General features: G+C 39.8%; 22 protein-coding genes. 17 read left to right on the forward strand and 5 right to left on the reverse strand.

What is annotated here, in order from left to right:
- Nucleotides 1-2 precede the first annotated feature (2 nt).
- The 3 genes from radA to DNJ75_RS09360 all read left to right on the forward strand — a co-directional run bounded on the left by radA (nt 3) and on the right by DNJ75_RS09360 (nt 4,889).
- Nucleotides 3-1,358 carry a DNA repair protein RadA gene (radA, locus tag DNJ75_RS09350; RefSeq protein WP_117003193.1) on the forward strand — a complete coding sequence of 452 codons (1,356 nt, stop codon included), beginning with the start codon at nt 3-5 and terminating at the stop codon, nt 1,356-1,358.
- An 86-nt stretch (nt 1,359-1,444) separates the two neighbouring features.
- Nucleotides 1,445-3,616, forward strand: coding sequence for an AMP-binding protein (locus DNJ75_RS09355; RefSeq protein ID WP_117003194.1), 2,172 nt, complete (start codon nt 1,445-1,447; stop codon nt 3,614-3,616).
- 19 nt (nt 3,617-3,635) lie between these two features.
- Entirely contained in the window at nt 3,636-4,889 is a 1,254-nt protein-coding gene (locus tag DNJ75_RS09360) for an MFS transporter (RefSeq protein WP_117003195.1), read from the forward strand.
- Nucleotides 4,890-5,055: 166 nt separating this feature from the next.
- Here DNJ75_RS09360 and DNJ75_RS09365 read toward each other — a convergent pair whose 3' ends face one another.
- A complete protein-coding gene (locus DNJ75_RS09365) occupies nt 5,056-6,582 on the reverse strand; it encodes a DHA2 family efflux MFS transporter permease subunit (RefSeq protein ID WP_117003196.1) in 1,527 nt (508 codons plus the stop codon).
- Between the two features lie 203 nt (nt 6,583-6,785).
- Here DNJ75_RS09365 and DNJ75_RS09370 point away from each other — a divergent pair, with 203 nt between their 5' ends.
- The 4 genes from DNJ75_RS09370 to rpmE all read left to right on the forward strand — a co-directional run bounded on the left by DNJ75_RS09370 (nt 6,786) and on the right by rpmE (nt 9,562).
- Entirely contained in the window at nt 6,786-7,541 is a 756-nt protein-coding gene (locus tag DNJ75_RS09370; RefSeq protein WP_117003197.1) for an MlaA family lipoprotein, read from the forward strand.
- Nucleotides 7,542-8,111 (forward strand): Maf family protein, encoded by a 570-nt coding sequence (locus tag DNJ75_RS09375; protein WP_117003198.1) that lies wholly within the window; start codon nt 7,542-7,544, stop codon nt 8,109-8,111.
- A gap of 186 nt (nt 8,112-8,297) precedes the next feature.
- Nucleotides 8,298-9,035, forward strand: coding sequence for an FAD-binding oxidoreductase (locus DNJ75_RS09380; RefSeq protein WP_117003199.1), 738 nt, complete (start codon nt 8,298-8,300; stop codon nt 9,033-9,035).
- 308 nt (nt 9,036-9,343) lie between these two features.
- Nucleotides 9,344-9,562 carry a 50S ribosomal protein L31 gene (gene rpmE / locus DNJ75_RS09385; RefSeq protein WP_117003200.1) on the forward strand — a complete coding sequence of 73 codons (219 nt, stop codon included), beginning with the start codon at nt 9,344-9,346 and terminating at the stop codon, nt 9,560-9,562.
- A gap of 200 nt (nt 9,563-9,762) precedes the next feature.
- Here the strand turns inward: rpmE and DNJ75_RS09390 are convergent, their stop codons facing one another.
- Nucleotides 9,763-10,512 carry an endonuclease/exonuclease/phosphatase family protein gene (locus DNJ75_RS09390; RefSeq protein ID WP_117003201.1) on the reverse strand — a complete coding sequence of 250 codons (750 nt, stop codon included), beginning with the start codon at nt 10,510-10,512 and terminating at the stop codon, nt 9,763-9,765.
- Between the two features lie 2 nt (nt 10,513-10,514).
- Nucleotides 10,515-11,906: a cardiolipin synthase gene (cls, locus tag DNJ75_RS09395; protein ID WP_117003202.1), complete on the reverse strand. Its 1,392-nt coding sequence runs from the start codon at nt 11,904-11,906 to the stop codon at nt 10,515-10,517.
- A gap of 188 nt (nt 11,907-12,094) precedes the next feature.
- On the opposite strand from cls, the gene putA reads away from it, so the two are divergent.
- The 3 genes from putA to DNJ75_RS09410 all read left to right on the forward strand — a co-directional run bounded on the left by putA (nt 12,095) and on the right by DNJ75_RS09410 (nt 17,659).
- Entirely contained in the window at nt 12,095-15,556 is a 3,462-nt protein-coding gene (putA, locus tag DNJ75_RS09400) for a bifunctional proline dehydrogenase/L-glutamate gamma-semialdehyde dehydrogenase PutA (RefSeq protein WP_117003203.1), read from the forward strand.
- Nucleotides 15,557-15,558: 2 nt separating this feature from the next.
- Nucleotides 15,559-16,281, forward strand: a complete 723-nt coding sequence (locus tag DNJ75_RS09405; RefSeq protein WP_117003204.1) for a class II aldolase/adducin family protein — start codon at nt 15,559-15,561, stop codon at nt 16,279-16,281.
- A 73-nt stretch (nt 16,282-16,354) separates the two neighbouring features.
- Entirely contained in the window at nt 16,355-17,659 is a 1,305-nt protein-coding gene (locus tag DNJ75_RS09410; RefSeq protein ID WP_117003205.1) for an MFS transporter, read from the forward strand.
- Nucleotides 17,660-17,871: 212 nt separating this feature from the next.
- On the opposite strand, the gene DNJ75_RS09415 is transcribed toward DNJ75_RS09410, so the two are convergent.
- Together DNJ75_RS09415 and DNJ75_RS09420 are read right to left on the reverse strand one after the other, a co-directional pair.
- Nucleotides 17,872-18,291, reverse strand: a complete 420-nt coding sequence (locus DNJ75_RS09415; protein ID WP_117003206.1) for a type II toxin-antitoxin system VapC family toxin — start codon at nt 18,289-18,291, stop codon at nt 17,872-17,874.
- Complete coding sequence (locus tag DNJ75_RS09420) at nt 18,292-18,555, reverse strand: type II toxin-antitoxin system Phd/YefM family antitoxin (protein WP_117003207.1); 264 nt, start codon at nt 18,553-18,555, stop codon at nt 18,292-18,294.
- A gap of 230 nt (nt 18,556-18,785) precedes the next feature.
- Here DNJ75_RS09420 and nadB point away from each other — a divergent pair, with 230 nt between their 5' ends.
- From nadB to rpmA, 7 genes are all read left to right on the forward strand, one after another.
- Complete coding sequence (gene nadB / locus DNJ75_RS09425) at nt 18,786-20,360, forward strand: L-aspartate oxidase (protein ID WP_117003208.1); 1,575 nt, start codon at nt 18,786-18,788, stop codon at nt 20,358-20,360.
- A gap of 17 nt (nt 20,361-20,377) precedes the next feature.
- On the forward strand, nt 20,378-20,710 hold the full coding sequence (locus DNJ75_RS09430) for a hypothetical protein (RefSeq protein WP_117003209.1): 333 nt from the start codon (nt 20,378-20,380) through the stop codon (nt 20,708-20,710).
- A gap of 22 nt (nt 20,711-20,732) precedes the next feature.
- Nucleotides 20,733-21,392, forward strand: a complete 660-nt coding sequence (locus DNJ75_RS09435; RefSeq protein WP_117003210.1) for an HAD-IB family phosphatase — start codon at nt 20,733-20,735, stop codon at nt 21,390-21,392.
- A gap of 99 nt (nt 21,393-21,491) precedes the next feature.
- The gene (locus DNJ75_RS09440) at nt 21,492-22,334 is read left to right on the forward strand and encodes an AraC family transcriptional regulator (protein ID WP_117003211.1); all 843 of its coding nucleotides are present in this window, start codon (nt 21,492-21,494) and stop codon (nt 22,332-22,334) included.
- A gap of 43 nt (nt 22,335-22,377) precedes the next feature.
- Nucleotides 22,378-22,668 (forward strand): VOC family protein, encoded by a 291-nt coding sequence (locus DNJ75_RS09445; RefSeq protein ID WP_117003212.1) that lies wholly within the window; start codon nt 22,378-22,380, stop codon nt 22,666-22,668.
- Nucleotides 22,669-22,784: 116 nt separating this feature from the next.
- Entirely contained in the window at nt 22,785-23,096 is a 312-nt protein-coding gene (rplU, locus tag DNJ75_RS09450) for a 50S ribosomal protein L21 (RefSeq protein WP_117003223.1), read from the forward strand.
- 17 nt (nt 23,097-23,113) lie between these two features.
- Nucleotides 23,114-23,380 (forward strand): 50S ribosomal protein L27, encoded by a 267-nt coding sequence (gene rpmA, locus DNJ75_RS09455; RefSeq protein WP_117003213.1) that lies wholly within the window; start codon nt 23,114-23,116, stop codon nt 23,378-23,380.
- Nucleotides 23,381-23,391 lie beyond the last annotated feature (11 nt).

A 23,391-nucleotide genomic window follows, 5' to 3' on the forward strand; every position in this document is an offset into this window, starting at 1 on the left:
GCATGGCAAAGCCAAAAACAAATTATGTCTGCCAATCGTGCGGTGCAATATCACCAAAGTGGCAAGGACAATGCCCTGATTGCTTGGAATGGAATACTTTAGTTGAAACTCAAATAAGCATCAAAAAATCAATAACCAACAAAGTGGGCTATGCCGCCGTTGAGGCAAAAGTACAAAAGCTCAATGAGGTTGCTTTAGCCGATTATCCACGCATTCATAGTCCATTTGCCGAGTTTGATCGGGTGATGGGTGGCGGTATTGTGCCGGGCTCTGTAACCTTAATTGGTGGTGATCCAGGAATTGGCAAATCATCGATTTTATTGCAAATTATGACGGTGTTATCACAGACTCACACAGCGCTTTATATCACAGGTGAGGAATCACTAGAGCAAGTTGCACTGCGTGCGCAACGCATGCAATTACCTAATGATAAACTACTGTTGATGAGCGAAACCAATGTAGAAGTGATTTGTCAGTATATCGAGACGCATCGCCCGCAATTAGTCGTTGTTGACTCGATTCAAACGATGCAGATTGAAGCCTTGCAATCCGCTGCAGGGGGTGTCGCTCAAGTCCGTGAATCAGCTAGCTTATTAACGCAAACGGCTAAACGCTTAAATTGCGCGGTTTTTTTGGTTGGGCATGTGACCAAATCAGGTGAAGTTGCAGGTCCTCGAGTGCTTGAGCATATTGTTGATAGTGTCATTTTTATCGAAGGGCAAACCGATGGGCGTTATCGTATGGTCAGGGCGATGAAAAATCGCTTTGGTGCGGTAAATGAACTGGGTGTTTTTGCGATGACTGATAAGGGTATGCGTGAGATTAAAAATCCATCGGCAATCTTTCTTAATCGTGCTGAGGATGATATCTCAGGTAGTGTTATTATTGCAATATGGGAGGGCACGCGTCCGATACTTGTTGAGGTTCAAGCGCTTGTTAGTGAAAACGGCTACGCTCAGCCCAAACGTTTAGCATTAGGACTTGACCCTAATCGCTTAGCGATGTTATTAGCAATTATGCAGCGTCATTTAAGCGTGCAATTAAGTGATCACGATGTCTTTATCAATATCGTTGGTGGTATTAAGGTCAATGAGACCAGTATTGATTTGGCAATTATTGCCGTCATTCTTTCAAGCTTATATAACCGACCGATTGCAAAGGACTGGATTATCTTAGGTGAAGTAGGGCTCTCAGGAGAGATACGCGCGATTCCCTATGGTCAAGAGCGCTTAGGTGAGGCACAAAAACATGGCTTTAAACAAGCGATTGTGCCACAGGGCAATATGCCGAAAAAGGATATTGGAATTGAGGTGCAAGCAATTAAAAAGCTGGATGAGTTGAAGGCGATCTTGTTATAAATCATCATTAGACTTTTTAAGGCATTTTTTTTACTATACTGTTTTCTGCATATAAATGGAAAATCGCCAATGATGAGGTGGTATAGATGTTAATAGTATTAGGTGTGATTATTCTACTGATAATCGTTATTTTGGGTTCGCTGTATATCTGGCCAAATAAAACCTTGATTGCTGTCATGCAGTTGAAGGAACGTCAGCGCTATATGTGTAATTTCCATCATGTAAACTATGTGCCAGGTTTTAAGCCAGCGGTAGTGATCAGTAATAACGTCAACTTATTTTTAGCCGTCTTGCTGCAGAGAATTGCAAAGCAAACAGTGACTGTTGTCATGGAGTGTCAAAACCCGCCGTCAAAGTTAGTGGATTATTTGTTAAAAAGAACGGGTGTTACGATTATTTCACAATCCTTTTTAACCTCATGGAATAAAGAAGGGGTGCTTTTGGTATCTCAAGAGCTTTATGCGGATGTAATAAAACTCAACAATGAAATTATCCCCATGCAGGTTTGTGGCTTTGAGTGTATTAAATATACGCGTGGACGCAATGTGCCGCAGTGGCTGCATCTAAGCTTTTTTGAGCCAATTGGTATCGCGCTGACTAAAAAAGAGCTATCGGATCTTTTAGCAGAGAAAAATATCTATGCTTGGGAGCGTTATATTTCATTGATGCCATCGATTCCAGAGGTTTGGATCAAACAAGCAAAGGCACGTAAGGGTAAAAAAGTTATTGCCGATTCAACGGGAGTTGAATTAAGTTCTGAGCGTTTATTGGTTGCAACGCTTGCGCTATCAAAATTACTTGAGCCAATTTTACGTGAACAGGAGCGTGTTGGTATTTGCTTGCCTCCGAGTGTTGGTGGGGCAATGGCAATGATGAGTGGCTTTGTGCTTGGTAAAACGCTGGTGAATTTAAACTATACAGCGTCTAAATCAGCACTTGATGCGGCTATTTCTGAGTCTAATATCAAAACAATTATCACCTCAGGGCGCTTTATTGAGCAGTTAAAGAAAAAAGGCTTTTTCTTAGAGGAAGTGTTTAGCAACTCAAAAATTATTCTTTTAGAAGACATGCGTCAGCAATTAGATAAATTTACTTTATTGAAGACTTTATTGCATGTAAAACTATCCTCTGCCGAGCAGTTGATTAATCACTATGTTACACGCGTGGCAACGGATCACACCGCAGCGATTTTGTTTAGTAGTGGCAGTGAGGGCAAACCTAAAGGTGTCGTGTTAAGTCACAAAAATATTCTAGGCAATGTCAAACAATCAATGATTATCTTAGGTGCTAAATCGGATGATTCTATCTTAAGTATTCTGCCGATTTTCCATGCTTTTGGTTTAACAGCAACAACGATTTTACCGTTGCTTGAGGGTGTGTTTATGGTTTGTCACCCAGATCCTACTGATGCTGTGATGTTGGGTGAATTAGCAGATAAATATAAACCCACGATTCTCTGTGGTACCTCAACATTCTTTAGAATTTACTCAAAAGCACGTCAATTGACAGCTGAGCAATTCTCATCATTAAACTTCGTTGTTGCAGGGGCTGAGAAGCTTTTACCTGAAGTCAGAGCTATGTTTGAGAAAAAGTTTGATAAGATTATTTACGAAGGGTACGGCACAACTGAGTTAAGTCCCGTGGCAAGTGTCAATCAGCCAAATGAAGGCGATAAGGTCAATAATAAGATTGGTACCGTTGGCAGTTCGGTGCCTGGTGGGCGCTTTATGATCATTGATCCTGAGTCAAAAGAAGAGTTGCCGATTGGCGAGGCGGGTATGATTACTTTTGGTGGAGTCAATGTTATGGAAGGTTACTTGCATAACCCACAAAAAACAGCAGAAGTTATTTTCAAACGTCATCGCATTCGTTGGTATCAAACAGGTGACAAAGGCATGCTTGATGAAGAGGGCTATTTGACGATTTTGGATCGTTATTCACGTTTTGCTAAACTCGGTGGCGAGATGGTCAGTTTATCTGCAGTTGAAGAAGAGGTTATGTCATTGTTAGGTGCGGATAATGAAGAGAATGAGATATTAGCTGTGTCTACACCTGATCAGAAAAAAGGCGAATGTATATCGCTTTTATATACCATGGCAATGGACGCTAGCGATATTAAGCAGCAAGTCAATAGCGCTAAGATAAATAATTTATTGAAGCCACAAAACTATTTCCAAGTCGATGCCATTCCAAAGTTAGGTTCAGGCAAAACTGATTTTAGTGCGGCAAAACACAAAGTATTGGAGCTATTAAGGTAGTCTTAAAAATGGAGAGCTAATGAAAGCAAAAACACTGACTGTTGCATGGCTTATATGGCTTGTTGCAGCAATATTCTATGCGCTAGATTATTTCCAGCATACCGCACCTAGTGTGCTTCTAGCACCAATTGCACATTCACTTAACTTAGATATCAATCAAGTGGTTTCGGTGATGGCAATTTATTTTCCAATCTATGCAATCGCTCAAATTCCTGCGGGATTGATGCTTGATCGCTTTGGTTGTAAGTGGACATTATCATTATCCTGTCTTGTCATGAGTCTTGGGATCTTGGTATTTATCTGGGATCAATCGCTTAGCATGATGTGGATCGGACGGATATTGATAGCAATTGGCTCGGCATTTGCTTTTTTAGGTGCCCTTAAAGTCGCATCTGATGTGCTACCGAATAATGTTTTCCCGATTGCGGTTGGTTTAACAAATACGATTGGGGTGTTAGGTGGGATCTTTGGGCAGGTGCTACTGGCATACTGGATTGAGAAGCTTACTTGGGAAGGTGCATTATGGCTGATTGGCTATATTGGCGTGATATTCTCACTGGTAATTTATCTTTTTGTGCGACCACGTGAGTTTGTAACACACAAGGCAATCTCAAGAAAACTCTCAAAAGCGCATTTATACGTACTAAAGTCTAAAGATCTATGGTTAATCGCCATTTATGCCGGCATTATGGTCGGCACTGTAGTTAATGCTTTCTCTGAGCTTTATGATGTGGTGTTTTTACAATATACCTATCAGTTTGATGCAACTACTGCAGCATCGATCAGTGCAATGATTTTTATTGGCATTGCCGTGGGCGGTCCCACGCATGGCATTGTTGCCCGTTTGACAAATTCAAAAAAAGCATGGATGGTTATCACGAATGTCATGACGATTATTGTCTTTAGTCTGATTGTATTACTGCCTGATGTTTTTAGTATCAGCATGCTTTATGTGCTTTATTTTTTACTTGGTTTTTTTGTCTCAAGCATGCTACTAGCCTTTGCTGTTGTCGATGATATTTTCCCAAGTAAAGTGCATGGTACTGTTCTGGCGGTGGTCAATATGACGATTGGCTTGTCAGCTGCCCTTTTCCAGCATCTGGTTGATTATGTCAGTATGTGGATTAATGGTGGCGATTTAAAAGAAATTCATAACCCAAACGTTTTTACCGGTGCTTTTTTAGTGCTGTTATTGCCTCTTTTCTTAAGTTTGATTTTGCTGATACTAACCAATGTCAAAGCAGGATTTGTGATGTTTCCTTTGAAAAAGTAAGTGATGATTGTATTTTTTTTACGAGCTTTACTGCGTAAGCGTTGACTGAGCGTGAGTCGAAGCCGTTTACTGCCACTAAATTTCCCACTTCGACTGATGCTCAGTGCATCGCTTCGAGTTTGCTCAGAGAATGGTTGCTACTCTTTAATGATAATCAAAGATAGCATTAATGATCCATGCTAAGTCCCGTGTTAGCTGGTTTGCTTAGGAGCAAAATAAATGGAATTGAAATGGCGAGCAATAGATAAGATAAATAAGCGACGTCATTAAAGGCAATAATGTTTGCCTGTGTGTTGATTGTTTGTGCGACAACGCCTAATGTCGTTGGGTCTTGCGCGTGCCAGCCGGTATTTTGTAACCAAGTTTGATAATTTGGATTGGCGGGATTAATATTCTTTATCATATTATTCCAAGCGACTTGCGCTTGCTGGCTTAGTACGGTAATCATTACGGATGTGCCAACAGATGTACCTAAATTTCTAAAGAAACTAAACATACCACTGCCTTCGGCGAGATCTTGAGGGCGTAAGGTTTGCAAAGCCATTGTTGACACGGGCACAAAGAAAAAGCCCATGCCAATACCTTGGATAATGCCAGGGTAGGTTAAATTCCACGGATCACTCATTAGCGGAATCTGACCATATAGATAGTTACCATAAGCAGTAAAAATAATGCCCAGTAAAATGATAATGCGTAAATCAATGCGTTTTGCTAAGGGAGCGATCAACATCATCGCAGCTGCTGCGGCAAGACCGCGAGGCATCATTAATTCACCTGAGAGCGATGCCGAGTAGTTCATAAACCCTTGCATTACTAATGGTTGTACGGTCATAAGACCAAATATGCCTGCGGTGTAAAAGACTAATAACATGCAGGATGCTGCATAATTGCGATCTTTAAATAAATGAAGGTTTAAGATGTTTTTTGGATTAAACCAACCACGGATAATGAAAATTAGACCCGTAATAACCCAAAATATTAGCATGGCAAGAATAAAGTGTGATGATAGCCAACCGTCGTTGTTACCGCGATCAAGAAAGATCTGTAAGGCGGCAATGGTTAATGCCATAAGCCCAAGACCGACCCAGTCAATATTCAGTTTCTCCCGCTTTGTTTCACGAATAAACATCAGCGCCATGACAATTGCGATAAGGCATACAGGAACGTTAATATAAAAAATCCAGCGCCAATTAATCCAGTCAGTAATGTATCCCCCTAATGTGGGACCCAATACAGGCGCTGCCATAATGCCAACACCCCAAACTGCCATGGCTTTAACTTGCTCTTTAGGTGGGAAAGTGTCACGTAAGACATATTGCGATAGAGGGACTAAAGAGGCGCCAAAGATTCCTTGCATAATTCTAAAAAATACCATCTCGCCAAGAGAACTTGATAGACCGCAGAGCATTGAGAAAATCAAAAACCCAATGATGTTGATCAAAAGCAGTCGCCGCCGTCCAATAGTGCGCACGAAAAACCCAGTAAGTGGCATGCAAATCGCAGAAGATACGATATAAGAAGTCACAACCCAGGATATTTCTTCAGTGCTCGCACCAAGAGATCCTGCCATGTCGGGTAGGGCGACGTTAACAATGGTTGTATCAATAATCTCAATCATTGCTGCGAGCATCACGGTAATCGTAATTAACCATTTGGTTGTAGGAGAGATTGTTTGTTGTGTGGTTTGTGTCATGGGTATTGGCTTAAATCAAAAATCAGACTTTATTGTAAAGTGCTTTATTCTTGTTGTATAGCATGGAGCATGTTAATTAAAAAAACAAAATTTGCTGAATTTACCGCTTGCAACAAGCATGTTTGCTTTTGTTTAAACAACTACTGACGACTTTTTGAAAAATCCGCTATACTTGCCAGCAACAGGAAAAAATCACATGAAAAATGAAATATAAAGTAATTGCTCTTTTAGCAGTCGTCGTTTTAAGTGGCTGTGCCACCCAACAGAATCGGGATCCTTGGGAAGGTTATAACCGTGCTGTCTTTAAATTTAACCAAGTGACTTATGATTATGCCTTAATTCCAATGGCAAAAGGCTATGATTATGTCGTGCCTGATCCGGTACAGTTAGGAATTGATAATACCTATAATAATATTCTTGAGCCTGGACGCATTGCAAATGATTTGTTGCAATGGAATTTTGATTATGTATGGCGCGATACCGCGCGCTTTGTCGCCAATACCATTTTTGGTGTATTTGGTTTGTTTGATGTTGCTAAAAATATGGGATTACCACGTCGCGTACAAAACTTTGGTTTCACGATGGCAAAGTGGGGCTATCGTTACTCTCCTTATTTTGTGGTGCCAATTTTAGGGCCTAACACTTTTGGTGGTTCAGCAGGCGATCTTGTTGATACTGTTTTTAATCCATTAAGTTATAATGCTGTTGCGCCAAGGCTGGTTAGTTGGAGTGCTTATGGTGTGTATAAGGCAAACGAAGGTGTTCAATACCTATCTTTATATGAAAAATTAATGAATAGCTCAATTGACCCGTATGTCGCGGCACGTAATGCGTACTTACAAAATTATGATTATAACTTGGATAAAACCTTGCAAATTAAGCCAATCAATACTGCAAAAACTCAACATTTTGATAGTGATGCAGAAGTTTTAGATCTTCTTGATCAACCGAGTAACTAAATGATTTATTTAGCATCACAATCTCCAAGGCGAGCAGAATTGCTGCGTCGTGAATCCATTGAGTTTAGCAAGTTTTCTGTAGATATTGATGAATCTTCGTTAGCTAATGAAAAGCCGTTGATGTATCTAGAGCGAGTCGTGAAGGCAAAGCTTAAGGCGGCGTTAAGCATAAGGTCACTAGATATACTTGTTTTAGTTGCTGATACCATTGTTGTGATTGATGAAGAAATATTGCAAAAACCGATAAATTTTGAGGTGTTTTGTGAATATATGCATAAGTTAAGTGGATGCTGGCATCAAGTAATTACTGGTTTTGCCGTTGGTGATGGCGAGTCAGTATGTTATGAATATAGAATAACCGATGTACTGTTTGCATCATTGACTGATGAAGAAATAAAGGATTATTGGCAGACGAATGAGCCATGTGATAAAGCCGGTGGATACGCCATTCAAGGAATTGGTCAGCGTTTTGTCAAAGAGATAAAAGGTGATTTTGATAATGTTGTTGGCTTGCCGGTTAAAGAGGTCAAAAAAGTCTTAGCCAAATTTACATTTCCGCATAGTAATTAATCAAAAGTAAGTTGCGTTTTAACTCCCCCTCACCCATACAGCTTAAGCTGCACGAGCAATCCCACAAGGGGAGAGGTACTAGCTGATGCAACTTATTTATACATCAATACATACAAAGTAATGGATTATTGATAATAACACTCGTAAACTGTTGCCCATTATTGATAAATGATCATTCTAAATTTTATGGCAATTGAAAAATTTGAAGCAGAGTTAGTTGAATCAAAACAGATTGCACCCAATGTTAAACACCTGACATTTAAAAAAGCAGATGGCAGTGCATTTAACTTTGTTCCTGGGCAGTTTATTACCTTCTTATTTGATCATGAAGATGGCAAAGTAAGGCGCCGTAGCTACAGTGTCGCAAGTATTCCTAAAGATACGGACTTGATTGAAATCGCCATTTCTTATGTTGATGGTGGTATTGCTTCAGAGCAATTATTTAACATGGGCGTGGGTGATAAGTTCAATGCTATGGGTCCTGCCGGGCGCCTAGTATTAAAGGATGGCGAGAAAATCCGTAAGCTTATTTTGGTAGGCACTGGCACGGGTATTGCGCCATATCGTGCGATGTTGCCAACGATTGAAAAAGCTTTAGCTGAAGATGTCAAAGAGGTTCATATATTGCTTGGTGTGCAGTATAAGGCAGATGCGATTTATGCAGAAGATTTCCGTCAGTATGCAAAAAAGATAAATTCGCTATACTTCAAAGCATGTTTATCTCGTGAACAAGAAACTTTAGCTATTGACGAGCAAAAAGGCTATGTGCAACATGTGTTTGACCAATTGGATTTAATGCCTCAAGAAGACGTTGTCTACCTATGTGGTAATCCAAATATGATCGATGATGCGTTTGCTCTATTAACAGAGAGTGGCTTTGATGCTAAGCGTGTGCGCCGTGAGAAGTATATTTCATCGAATTAGTGGCTAAGACTAAATATTCACCCACAAGTGCTCACCGTACCCTGAGCGTAAGTCGAAGCGATGCACTGAGCATCAGTCGAAGTGGGTAATCATACTTCATAGAGGCTTCGAGTTATGCTCAGCCAACGCTTACACAATCAAAGTGGTCAGGAATATGGTTATAGCCGAATTAGTGAATTCATTAATTTAATCGAGCTAAAAGCTTGAGAGATGATACGCTTTGCGCTATGATGTGCAACGTTTTTACTCTGCGGTGCTTAAGATGGGCTTAGGTGGCGGCAAGAATATATTTAAAGAGGTAAATAAAGATGAATTTAGAGATTCAACCAAAGTATGAAAAAGTTTCAGTAAGCTGTAGCTGTGGCAATACATTTGAAACGCGTTCAACGAAGTGTCAAGATATTCAATTGGATGTGTGCTCAATGTGTCACCCATTCTATACTGGTAAGCAACGTGTGGTTGATACAGCTGGACGTGTGGATAGCTTCCAGAAGCGTTTTGGCAGCTTAAAGTCTCGTAAACTATAAGCTGTAGCATTGCTCAAATTGATGAGCAATTTTGATAATAAAAAGGGCACCTAAGGGTGCTTTTTTTATATCCATAGAAATGGTGGGAAAATAAGTTGCATCAGCTAGCGCCTCGCCCCTTGCGGGAGAGGCCGTGCAGCTTACGCTGCGCGGGTGAGGGGGTAATTGCAATACAATTTGTTTTTATTCATTCATAGTCATTAACCCCGACGAAATTTAAGTAATAATGGATTGTGATCTGAAATTTTACGACTATCGATTGCCGTGGCGTATTGGCAATTAAGGTTACGATACATGACAAGATCAAGCGGATGCTTGGCAAAGCGTTTGATATGTTTATCTTCTTCAAATTGTGCTTGCGTTAAGTTTAGTGCGCAGCAGAATTCATGGATCAGTGAATTACGTTTTTTATTCCAGCTGTTAAAGTCACCAGCGATAATGACGGCAGCTTCTTGATAGTTGGCAAGATAATCATGCAGTTGCAGAATTTCTTCAGCATAGATGCGTGAGTTATTAAAATTAATCGCATGTACATTGATGATGATCAGTGGTGTGTTGTCAGCAAATACGTAGTGATTGGCAAGGCTTGACTTGTGTGTTTTAAATAAAATTTCTGTTTTCTTGGATAAGATTTGCTGCGCTTTATGACTCATAATGCTGCTTGCGGTCATCACACCGTAGGCATGCGACTTAAGTTGCAGATTAGGTGCAAAGTGCAAGCAAAAGTCATCCAACGGAAAGCTTGCACTATCGCTATGTTTTGCTTCTTGTAGGCAGTAAAATCCAAGGTTATAGGCTTGTTGTAAACTCTTGATAAAATGTTGAAACTCAACAGGATCTTTATGATTAATCTTGTAAATGTTCCAACTCAAAATGCTAAAAAAATCAGGGACAAAAGCAGATTTAACCTGATTTTCACAGCTTAGGGTAATTTGCGGCGGCTTAAACATAACTATAATAAAGGGGATAAGACTTTAACCATACTTTCCCCTAACTTACGTGCTTTTGATGGTGCTGGCAATGTCTTGCCAGCATCTTTTAGAAATTCGTTCATCCACTCATTCACTTGTTGGATAATGCTTGCCTCATAAGCATAGGTCACGACTTCATAATTTAAAAATAAACTTCTATTATCAAGATTTACTGAACCAAGCATAACGGCTTTATCATCAAATAACACGGCTTTTGCGTGAATCATCTTCTTGTCAAATAAAGCGATTTCAATACCTGTTTTTGCAAGTTGGCGCATAAAATTACTACGCGCTAAATCAGCAATCAAATGATTGGACACTTTTGGGGTGATGAGTTTGACATCAACACCACGATGATAGGCAATTTGTAGCGCTTCAAGCAATGAATCAGATGGCACAAAATAGGGAGTCACAATCCAGATGCGTGTCTGTGCGGCATAAATGCCGGCAATAAGTGAGTCATATAAAGCATCATTAGGGATATCAGGACCTGAGGGAGCTACTTGAATTAAGTTTTGACCATAGTCTTTTTTCAAACAAACTTCGGTCATATGATCAAGGTGCTCTTTTGCCGAATACTCCCAATCAGAGGCGAAAATATTGTGGAAGTGACAAATTGCATGACCTTGGATTTTAAACAAAATGTCATCCCAGCGTTTATTGCAAGGGGTGGGTCCCATGTACTCGTCGCCTAAATTCATACCACCTGTCAGTACAGTGTAATTATCGAATAAGTAGATTTTTCGATGATTTCTAAAGTTAATATAATTACGAAAAGGCATTTGAATAATTGGCATAAAAAAAGATACTTTGCCTCCGGCTTTGCGCAAGCGTTTAAAAATACGCTGATTGAAGTACACTCGATATGAGCCTAGAGAATCAATAAGAAGCTTAACGGTGACACCTTGTTTGGCTTTTTCAGTTAATGCGGCAAGAAGTCTTAAAGTTACATGATCATTTTGAAAAACATAGGTGCTAATATAAATGCTTGTTTTGGCTTGGTGAATTTGATTAATCAGTGCCTCATAGGCATGAATGCCATCAAGATAAAGCTCAAAGTGATTGTTGCTGGTGGGTGCTGGAATATCCTGATTAATGAGCACTGTGCGAATAGGGTGTGGGTTGAAAGTATCAATATGATCGATTTTACGTAAGTTAAACTCATGTTTATGGCGTTTGCGCTTACGTTTGCGAATGCCAAAAATAAAGTAAAAAGGTACAGCAACATAAGGTAGCAAAATAATCGCTAAAAGCCATGCCATCATACTGGTTGGTTTTTGTTTCTCAGCAACCATGCGTACGACAACGATTAAAATTAAAATCTCGCAAATAACTAAAAATGTATGTAGCTCTAGAAAATTAAAAATACTCATTTATTTCCTTCTATCCTTAGATGAGGCTTGGCAAGTTCTGTAACAATAATAGCATGGCTTTGATAAATGGACAGTGTCAAAGCTTGATAAAAATTACAAGCATTTTGAATCGCTAGTTTTCTTTACGTTTTTTTTATCTTTTATGCTAGTATAGCCGCCATCTTTGCTGTGATTAAGGGGAAAGAACGATGATTGTTGAAAATGAAAATGTGACGGATCAAGAAGTCTTGTCACGCCTGCGCTGGGCAGCAAGAAGAGGGATGCTTGAATTAGACCTTATTCTTTCGCCATATATAGAGTTTGCTTATCTAGCAGCACCACAAGCTGAAAAAGAGGCATTTCATGCATTGCTTAAATGCGAAGATCAGGATCTTTTTAATTGGTTTATTAAATCAAAACCAGCAGATGATGCTCATCAAATGATGGTTGATAAAATTTTGTTAGTCAAAAAACAAATAGCTCAACAGCAAGCAAACAATACAAGTTTGCCTTCTCAGGAATTAACGATGATTTTAGATAGAAATAACAAGTTTGATCAATCTGTCTTGATGCAAGAGATATCAAAACACTGGTTGTGTGATGAACAAATGATTGTAGAGAAGCTTGCCAAGCAAGCGGCACTCACAGATAAAGAGCGTTTATCTGTGCAGGATATTGCCAGTGGTTTGGTCGCGAATGTACGTGAAACACGCTTAAGTAAAAGCGGATTAGATGCTTTTATGACTAAGTATGACCTTTCAAGTGATGAAGGGATTGTGCTGATGTGTTTGGCAGAAGCCTTATTGCGTATTCCAGATAAGCATACGGCAGATAAACTCATTAAAGATAAATTAACGAGTGCTAATTGGCATGAACATGTTGGTGATAGTGAGTATCTATTTGTGAATGCGGCTACTTGGTGTTTGATGTTAACTGGTAAGATATTAAAGCCAGGTCAATATCAAAATAAGTTCAAGGGCGTACTAAAAGGCTTCTTAGATAAGCGCTCACGTCCGGTTGTGCGTCGCGCGGTAATGCACGCGATGAAAGTTCTTGGTCAGCAATATGTCATGGGTGAAACGATTGATAAAGCCTTAAAGCGCGCCCAAGAAAAAGAAGCGATGGGCTTTACCTATTCGTATGATATGTTGGGTGAGGCGGCAACGACTAAAGCCGATGCTGAATATTACTATAATGAGTACCGTCAGGCGATTGATGCCATTGGATTTGCAGCCACCAAAAACAGTGTGCGCACAAACCCTGGGATTTCAGTTAAATTATCTGCCTTGCACCCACGTTATGAAGTAGCACAAGCAGATCGTGTACACACTGAGATGTATCCTAAGTTATTAAAATTAGTTGAGTTAGCGCAGCGTTATAACATTGGCTTAAACATTGATGCTGAGGAAACTGAGCGCTTAGAGTTGTCTCTTGAATTGGTGAGTCGTTTAGCACATGAGACGTCTTTACAAGGCTTTGAAGGAATTGGTATTGTCGTTCAGGCGTATCAAAAACGTGCCAGCTTTGTACTTGATTACCTAATTGATTTGGCAGAGCGCACAGGGCATCGATTTATGATTCGTTTAGTCAAAGGGGCTTATTGGGATTCGGAAATTAAACATGCGCAAGTTGAAGGGCTAGAGGGTTATCCGGTATTTACCCAAAAATGTTATACCGATGTATCGTATCAGGCATGTATTAAAAAACTCTTTGCCAATGGCAAACATATTTACCCGCAGTTTGCGACGCATAATGCCTATACAACGGCATTGGTTATGCAATTAGCAGGAGATTATCGCGATTATGAATTCCAGTGTTTACATGGCATGGGCGATGCGCTATATGATCACGTTGTAGGCAAGGATAATTTTAATATTCCATGTCGTATTTACGCGCCAGTGGGGACGTATAAGCATCTACTACCTTACTTGGTTAGACGATTATTAGAAAATGGTGCCAACTCATCATTTGTTCATCGTATTGTTGATGAGCAAACACCGATTGAAAGTTTGGTTGAAGATCCTGTTGAAAAAGCAAAGCGTCTAGGCTTTAAAGCGCATCCGCAAATTGCGTTACCTGTGAATATGTTTGGAGAAGAAAGAATGAATTCAAAAAGTTATAACTTAAATGACACACGCACATTAGAAAAACTAGCACTACAAATGAGTCAATTTGATCGTGATGATTATGTTGCTAAGCCGTTAATAAAAGGTGTTGATACCTCAAAACTTACTGCGGAAAATATTTTTAACCCAGCAAACAATCAAGTATTTGGCAAAGTCTATCATGCGGATAAAGCAATGGCCGAAAAAGCCATGGAAGTTGCGCATAATGCATTTGACGCTTGGAGTTTGGTTGAAGCTGAAAAGCGTGCTGACGCCTTGGATAAGTGTGCGGATTTATTAGAAGAAAATATGCCAAAATTTATGGCAATTGCTGTGCGTGAAGCCGGTAAAACCTTGGCAAATGCGGTTAATGAGATTCGTGAAGCGGTTGATTTTTGTCGTTATTATGCGGCACAAGCGCGTGCTGAGTTTGCAGCACCTAAAACCTTACCAGGTCCTACAGGCGAGCTTAATCAAATTAGCCTACATGGTCGCGGTGCTATAGTATGTATCAGTCCGTGGAACTTTCCTTTAGCTATTTTCTTAGGCGAGGTAACAGCCGCATTAGCTGCTGGAAATACAGTCGTTGCTAAACCGGCTGAGCAAACACCTATTATTGCCTATGAAGCGATTAAACTACTGCATCAAGCAGGTATTCCTGAAGATGTATTACAATTCGTGCCAGGTACAGGTGAAGAAGTCGGCAGTACCTTAACACAAGATCCACGTGTTGCGGGTGTGATCTTTACAGGATCCACTGAAGTTGCCAAAATCATTCAGCAAACGTTATCAGCCAAAAAAGGTGCGATTGTACCATTTGTTGCTGAAACAGGTGGTCAAAACGTTATGGTTGTTGACTCATCATCGTTACCTGAGCAGGTAGTGCGTGATGTGATATCCTCGGCTTTCGATAGCGCGGGACAACGTTGTTCTGCTTTGCGCGTTTTATATCTACAAGAAGATATAGCAGATAATGTCATCACCATGCTTAAGGGTGCGATGGATGAATTAAAGGTACATGATCCAGCGTTTATTGAAACCGATGTTGGTCCTGTGATCGATCAGGAAGCGCAAGCTAATCTTAAAGCACATATCAACAACATGCGCCAATCAGCAAAGCTTGTGCATGAGATGAGTGAAGATAAGGCACTTGAAAAAGGCAACTATATTTACCCTGTCGTGTTTGAAATCGATAGTATCCATGCGCTTAAGCGTGAAGTATTTGGTCCAGTTCTGCACATTGTGCGCTTTAAAGCGACTGAGCTTGATAAAGTTGCTAAAGATATTAACTCAACTGGTTATGGTTTAACGTTTGGTGTGCATAGTCGCATTCAGGAAACCGTTAATTTCTTCAAAAAACATATTCGCGTTGGCAATATTTATGTCAATCGCAATATTGTTGGTGCGGTTGTTGGCGTGCAACCTTTTGGCGGTCAAGGTTTATCCGGTACAGGACCTAAAGCTGGAGGCCCCTTCTACTTACATCGCTTGGCTGTTGAGCGCACGATTAGCATTGATACTACCGCATCAGGTGGTAATGCCTCATTGATGAGCTTAGAACAATAAGGATACGCTTTAAAATGACTGATTTAGAGCAACAACTGCGTGAGGATCTCGCGGCAAGTCACCATGTAGTCTACCACTATGGCTGGGATGATTTATTAGCAACGCATCTAAGTGTGCGCATACCACAATCAAATGCGGTGTTAATTACGCCACATAATGTCCCCTTTGAAGAAGTGAGCGCGGAAAACCTCGTTAAAGTTGATCTAAATGGACGAGTTTTATCACAAAACAGCTATACGGTAATGCCGCAAGCATTTAATATTCATGCTGAGATTTACAAAGCAAGTAGCAGTATTCATAGTGCGATGCATACCCATAGCACCTATGGCGTTGCGGTATCATCACTGAAGTCGGGATTACTGTTTTGTAATCAGCAGGCGTTACGATTTTATAATGATGTTGCCTATCATGATTACAATGGTCTTGCATTAGCGAATGAAGGGCATGAAATTGTTCAAAGTTTGCAGGATAAAAAAGTCATGATTTTACGTAATCATGGCTTATTAACAACCGGCAAAACTATCTATGAGGCGCTTTACTTGCTCTATTACCTAGAGAAAGTGTGTGAATTGCAAATTAAATTGCAAAGTGTAAACGACTCACTGATTGAATTAGATGAATCCGTGTGTCTAAAAACCAAGGCGCAGTTTGAGCGTATTTTAACGCCGGAAAAGGAATTTGCTGTGCTTAAACGCCGAGTGCAGTATTTAAGCCAAAATAAATAATAGGAAATCCGTTAATTAATTTTTAGAAGTTTGTTAGACTCAGCGCGGGATAAGATAAAAGGTAATTAATCGGATGACAAAAAAGATAACGAAGGCGAGCACCAAGAAAACCGTTGCGATTACGACTTTGGGTGCTGCCTTAGAGTGGTTTGAATTTAGTTTATATGGTTATTTGGCGACTTACTTAAGTATTTTATTTTTTCCCGATGAAAATAGAACTGTCGGTTTGATTACTGTTTTTGGTATCTTTGCCGCGAGTTATTTTATGCGTCCATTAGGCGGTTTTATCCTAGGTTCTATTGGTGATCGACTTGGGCGACGCTATGCGATCACGCTGAGCATTGGTCTTATGTGTATTCCGATGTTTATTATGACGATTATGCCAACGTATAATAGTTTTGGTATTTGGGCGGTAGTTATTTTAATTTTAGCGCGTATGATTCAGGGTTTTTCGGTTGGTGGTGAGTATACTGGAGTGTTGATTATGCTCGCTGAAAGTGCACCAAAGCAATATCGTGGATTTGCAACAGCTTTAGCGGCGATGTCATCACAAGTTGGTACGATCCTAAGCGCGGTAGTGGTGGGTGTGTTAGCCACAGTTTTTAGCAAAGCACAAATGCTTGAATACGGTTGGCGTGTGGCATTTTTTATTGGGTTTATTTTTGCATTAACCTCAATGTTCCTGCAGCATTCAGTGCGTGAGTCGCCATTTTTTGAGGAAATAAAGAAGTCGAAAAAAGCCTTAAAAAACCCATTAATGACGGCGCTTAAAGGACCTAAGATGCCACTTGTATGGGTATTCGTGTTAACTGGTTATATTGGTATTGCTTATTACATGATGGCGACTTTTTTGCCGAATAACTTTATCGCAACGCGCCATTTAGATGTCAGTATTGTGATGTGGATTACTGTTGTTATATCTGTTGTCTATGCTGTGTTCTCACCATTATTTGGTTGGTTTGCCGATTTGTGGGGGCGCAAAGTAATGCTAAACGTCCCGATTTTCTTATTGCTCATTCTCGCTTATCCCATGTTTATTTGGCTTAATTATGGTGGCATTGTTCAGATTTTGATTGCTGAGTCGATTTTTGCATTATTAGTAGCAGCGATGACAGCATCTTTTCAGGTGGCAATTAGCGAGCTTTTCCCAACAGAATGTCGCTATAGCGGGATGTCGGCAGCCTATAATGTAGGTAATGCCTTATTTGCAGGTACTACACCGATGATCTCATTAATGTTGGTAGATGTTTCAGGATCACATTATGCGCCTTGTTATTACTTAATTATTACCTCAATCATTACTTTGGCAGTGATTTATAAAATGCCAGAAACACGTACTAGTAGGTATTTTGAGTTAGGTGAGAATTCATCAAAATAAGTTGCACCAGCTAGCACCTCTCCCCTTGTGGGATTGCTCGTGCAGCTTAAGCTGCGCGGGTGAGGGGTAAAACGCAACTTATTCTTGATTTATTACATCAGGTGTTTTGGGTTTTTGGATCAAATCCAAGAATGATAGCAAAACATTGAGCGATCGTATTTGAGCTTGAATGGGATATCTATACTTACTAATGAAACTATTATTTATACTTGTTACTCATCCCAAGGGTTAATTAATGTTACATTCATGTCTTTAAAATCAATGACATTACGCGTTACCAGAGTCATTCCATGAGTAATTGCACTTGCTGCGATCATGGCATCGCGATCTGATTTTGGGTTAGGGATATGCAGTTGAGCACAGCGTTTGGCAGCAAAGAGATCAAAAGCGATAATTCGATTGGCAAAAGCAGTCATAACGTGGTTATCCATCCAGTTGCGTAATATATTACCTTGTTTAAAATCTCTTCGGTGCACGGATAAAATACCCATCTCCAGCTCAAGGATGGTGATGACTGAAATAAAAAGCTCAACAGGGCTAATAGATGAAGCCCAGTTCACCACATTGGGGTCTGCTTTGTTTGAGCTTGCTTTTCTTAACTCTGAAATAACATTGGTATCCAGTAAATACATCTAAAAAATGTCCTTTTTAAATAGATCTTGCCCAAGCTTAGTTGGTTCAAACTCGATGTCTTGATCATTTTGCATTGATAACATATCAACAATATTGGTTTGCGGTATATTGATCTTCTGCAATTTATGATATGCATCAACACTGAGTAAAACATGCGAAATCGTTCCGCGCTCAGTGATGAAAACGATACTGTCTTTAGATGCTTTCTTTGCTTTATTTGGGTTTTGATTAAACTCTCTACTTGTAAAGGTGTTAATATTCATTGTCGTAAACTCCAATACCTTCAGGTGTCACTAAGTATAGTTTTGTAACTACATAACTACAAGTGTGTTTTGGATAATTCTTAAATCGATAACTCAATCAATCACCCAAAGGGGTGTGAAATTCAATGGCAGACATGCTGCAAAATGGTTTGTGAGCGGTATATATTAACACATGGGCTTAGAATCACGTATAATCGCTTTAGTTTTGACGGAATAGTGAATGAATTAACATGCTTGAACAAACAGATGTATTAATTGTCGGTGCAGGTACCGCAGGACTGACAGCTGCTCTTAATTTAGCGGATGAGTGTAACGTGGCGATATTGTGTAAATCAGCCTTGGGTGAAGGCTCTAGCCTTTACGCACAAGGTGGGATTGCCGCAGTGATGGACAAAGGTGACTCATTAGAGGCGCATATTGAAGATACGCTTATTGCTGGTGATGGTTTATGTGATAAAAAAGCAGTGCGTTTTACTGTTGAGAATGCTAAATCATGTGTTGAATGGCTGATTGATCAAGGTGTGCACTTTACGCTAGATAGTGAGCATGAAAATTATTACCACCTGACGATGGAGGGAGGACACTCTTATCGACGTATTTTGCATGCTGCGGATGCTACTGGCAAAGAAGTACAAACGACGTTAACGGCTTTAGTTAAAAGTCATCCGAATATAAAGGTCTATGAATATTACAATGTGGTTGACTTGATTTTACAGCAACAGCGTTGTGTTGGTGCTTATGCGTTAAATCTTAAATCAAACAAAATTGAAACTTTTGGTGCGCGTGCTGTTGTCTTGGCATCAGGAGGTGCCTCACGCGTCTATCAATATTCGACTAATCCCGTGGTTTCTAGTGGCGATGGTATTGCCATTGCTTATCGTGCTGGGTGTCGTGTGGCAAATTTGGAGTTTAATCAATTTCATCCGACTTGCCTTTATCACCCAAAAGCTGGATCATTTTTATTAAGTGAAGCATTGCGTGGTGAAGGTGCATATTTGCGTCTACCTAATGGTAAGCGCTTTATGCCTGAGATTGATGAACGTGCTGAGCTTGCACCACGTGATGTGGTTGCACGTGCTATTGACCTGCAGATGAAAAAATATGGCTTAGAATGTGTTTATTTGGATATTACACATAAGCCAGAGGCGTTTATTAAAGAACACTTTCCGATGATTTATGAAAGTTTATTAAAATATGGACTTGATTTGACTAAAGACCAGATTCCCGTCGTGCCAGCGGCGCATTACACTTGTGGTGGTGTTGTGGTTGATGATAAGGCACGCACCGATGTTGTCGGATTGTATGCTGCAGGAGAAGTGACTTATACAGGACTTCATGGCGCTAATCGCATGGCAAGTAATTCGTTATTAGAGTGTCTTGTATATGCCTTTGCTGCTGCTAATGATATTAAACAAAATCTCTCAAAATTAATGCCAATGTCAGATATTCCACGCTGGGATGACGCTTTAGTCACTGACTCAGATGAAGAGGTTTTTATTCGCCATAATTGGCGTGAGATCAGACGTTGCATGTGGGACTTTATGGGAATTGTTAGAAGCAATAAACGCTTAGAGCGCGCAATGCATCGCATTAAGCTGTTGCGCCAAGAGGTGTTTGATTATTATTCTGATTTCACGGTAACTGCTGATTTGTTGGAGCTTAGAAATTTGGTGTTAGTTGCTGAATTGATGGTTGAGTCTGCAATGCGCAGGAAGGAAAGTCGAGGGCTTCATTTTACCTTGGATTATAAGCAAAAAGATCCACGGTTTTTAAAACCTACTATTTTGCATCCAGCTAAAAATTAATAAAACGGAAGGTATACATGGAATTTGATCTATTAAGAGCAATAAAACCCAGTCGTCAGAAAGCGCTATTTTTAGCCAAACGTCAGTTAGCCGAGTTTGTGTATGATGCGGTAAACTTAGAGGGTATTCATTATACTTTGCCAGAGGTTCAAACCTTGCTCGATGGTGTTACTGTTGGTGGGCATAAGTTATCAGATCGTGGCTATCCGGCGATTAATCTACCCGTAAAGCGCCAACTTGAGTTTAATACACTGATGCTTGATTTTTATCAAACAGGTCATAAAACAGCGATGACTGAATTTATGCTGTCGTGCTTGGATGTCAAATTAATCGAAATAATGAGTGAATAAGTGAGCAAGTAAGGCAAATATTATGTGTAAGTACAATAATGTGATTTTTGATTTTGATTCAACGCTGATTCGCTTTGAATCACTAGAGTTTATCATGGCTAAGTTGCTTCAAGGAGATCGGTCTAAAATACAGCAAATTGAAACCTTAACGAATGCCGGCATGAATGGTGAGATAAGTTTTCGTGATAGTCTGGAAGCGCGTTTACAAGTAGCAAAGCCAACAAAGGCGACAGTAAATGAGTTTGTTGCTCAGCATTGCCCTAGCGCATTAACTATAGGTATCAAGAAATTAATTGAGCAACTGCATGAGCAACATATCAAAGTATGGATTATTAGTGGTGGTTTTAGTGAGCTTATTTTACCTTTTGCTGAGTATCTGGGCATTCCAGAATCACACGTTTTTGCGGTGAATTTAAACTGGGATGAAAACGGATACTTTGATGGCTTAAATAATGACAATGGCTTTTGTGATTCAAAAGTTACTGGTGCTACAAAAATCCAAAATCAGTTAACGGGCAAAACCGTAATTGTTGGCGATGGCTTTACGGATTATGAGCTTTATAATGCTAGGATTGCTGATGATTTTATTGCCTATATTGAACATGTTCAGCGAGATAAAGTCTTATCTGTTGCTAGGCTTTGTGCGAAAAATGTTAATGAGCTAGAAAAGCTTATTTTCTAACTAAATAGATAAAAACTGTAATTAGCAAGAATGATCAAAAAATCAGAAATAAACTGACTTATCATAAACCTCAGTAAGTAAGCGAGGTTGAGTTTGAAAATGAATGATAAATTACAAAAAGTGATTACTTATATTGCCAAGCATCTTGATGAGAAACTTAGCTTGGATCAATTAAGTTATATTGCATGCATTTCTAAGTACCATTTTCATCGTTTATTTACTGCTCATGTCGGTTTGTCTGTGCAGCAGTACATTCGTTGGTTGCGCTTAAAAAGGGCAGCTCATCAGTTGATTGTTGAGTCGGATAAATCAATTATTGATATTGCAATTGATGCAGGTTTTGAATCCCATGAAGCATTTACCAGAGCCTTTAAGCAGACTTCAGGTATCAGTCCAAAGGCATTTCGTATGCAAAAAGACTGGTCTTTATGGGAAAAAGTACCTTATCAGTTATCTCAAGAAGGAATAAAGGAAATGAATGTTGAAATTAAAGAAATGAAGGCAAGACGTTTAGCAGTGGTTGAGCATAGAGGTGATCCTAAGTTTATGGGAGCTAGTGTCAATCAATTAGTCACTTGGGCAAAAGCGCAAACGATGGATTTAAAACCCAAACCTGGAGAGGCTTTCGGTTTTGCTTATGATGATCCAAAGACAACACCTGTCACTGAGTTTCGATTTGATTTGGGTATTACCGTGCCTGAGAGTTTAAAAATGAGTCAGGATGTTGTAGAGAAATATTTACCAGCGGGGCGCTATGCGACAGCTTTGCATAAAGGCTCACGTGATAATATTGACCAGCTAATATATGCACTTTATAGAGATTGGTTGCCAAACTCAGGTGAGGAGCTTGCTGATTTGCCGTGTATATTTTGCTATTACAATTTTGACCATGAAGTGGCTGATACAGAACTTTTAACGGAGTGTTGGCTATTGCTTAAATAGTTTTTATACTAGAGACAAGATTTTATAAGTAAAGGGCGATGAAATGGATAGAATTGATCATGTTGCTATTGTGGTCAAAGATTTAGAGGAAACACTTACATGGTATTTGTCGCACTTTAATGCCAAACTGATTTATCAGGATGATACGTGGGCAATGATTGAATTTCAAAATATAAAGCTTGCGTTTGTTGTGCCGCATCAGCATCCGCCGCATATTGCGTTTAATTCTGAAAAAGCAGAGAGTTTTGGCAAGTTGAAACAACATCGCGATGGCACTGTATCATGTTATGCAAAAGATCCATCAGGCAATATTGTTGAATTTATTAAGCCATGAATATTGCTATTTGCTACAAAAAACAATAGAATTTGCGAGCTTTTTAAAAAGCGCTTTAAATTATGATAACAAAAAGTCAAGCGGCATTATGTCAGCTTGAGCATTCGGAGAATACTATGTTCGCAATTATTAAAAGTGGCGGTAAGCAGTACAAAGCCAAAGAAGGTGGTGTACTTAAGCTAGAAAAAATTGAAAAAGGCGTTGGAGAAACGATTGAGTTCACTGATGTGTTGATGTTGCAAAATGGCGATGAGATCAAAGTTGGCTGTCCTGTTGTTGATGGTGCCAAAGTGGTTGCTGAGATCGTTGAGCAAGGTCGTCATAAGAAAGTTCAGATTATCAAGTTTCGTCGTCGTAAGCACAGCATGAAACGTCAAGGTCATCGTCAGTATTACACTGCGGTAAAAATCACAGCAATTCAAGGTTAATTTAAGGAGTATAAAACATGGCTCATAAGAAAGCAGGCGGTAGTACTCGTAACGGTCGCGATTCCAATCCTAAGTACCTAGGTGTTAAGCGCTATGGTGGTGAAACTGTTAAAGCAGGTTCAATTATCGTACGTCAACGTGGTACAAAATTCCACGCAGGTGTTAACGTTGGTTGTGGTCGTGATCACACATTGTTTGCAACGACTGATGGTGTTGTTAAGTTCCACACAGGTGGTCCTTTAAATCGTCAATTCGTTTCAATCGAAGCAGTTGCTAACGCTTAATTATCGATTAG

This window comes from Cysteiniphilum litorale, assembly GCF_003428165.1.
Lineage (GTDB): Bacteria > Pseudomonadota > Gammaproteobacteria > Francisellales > Francisellaceae > Caedibacter > Caedibacter litoralis.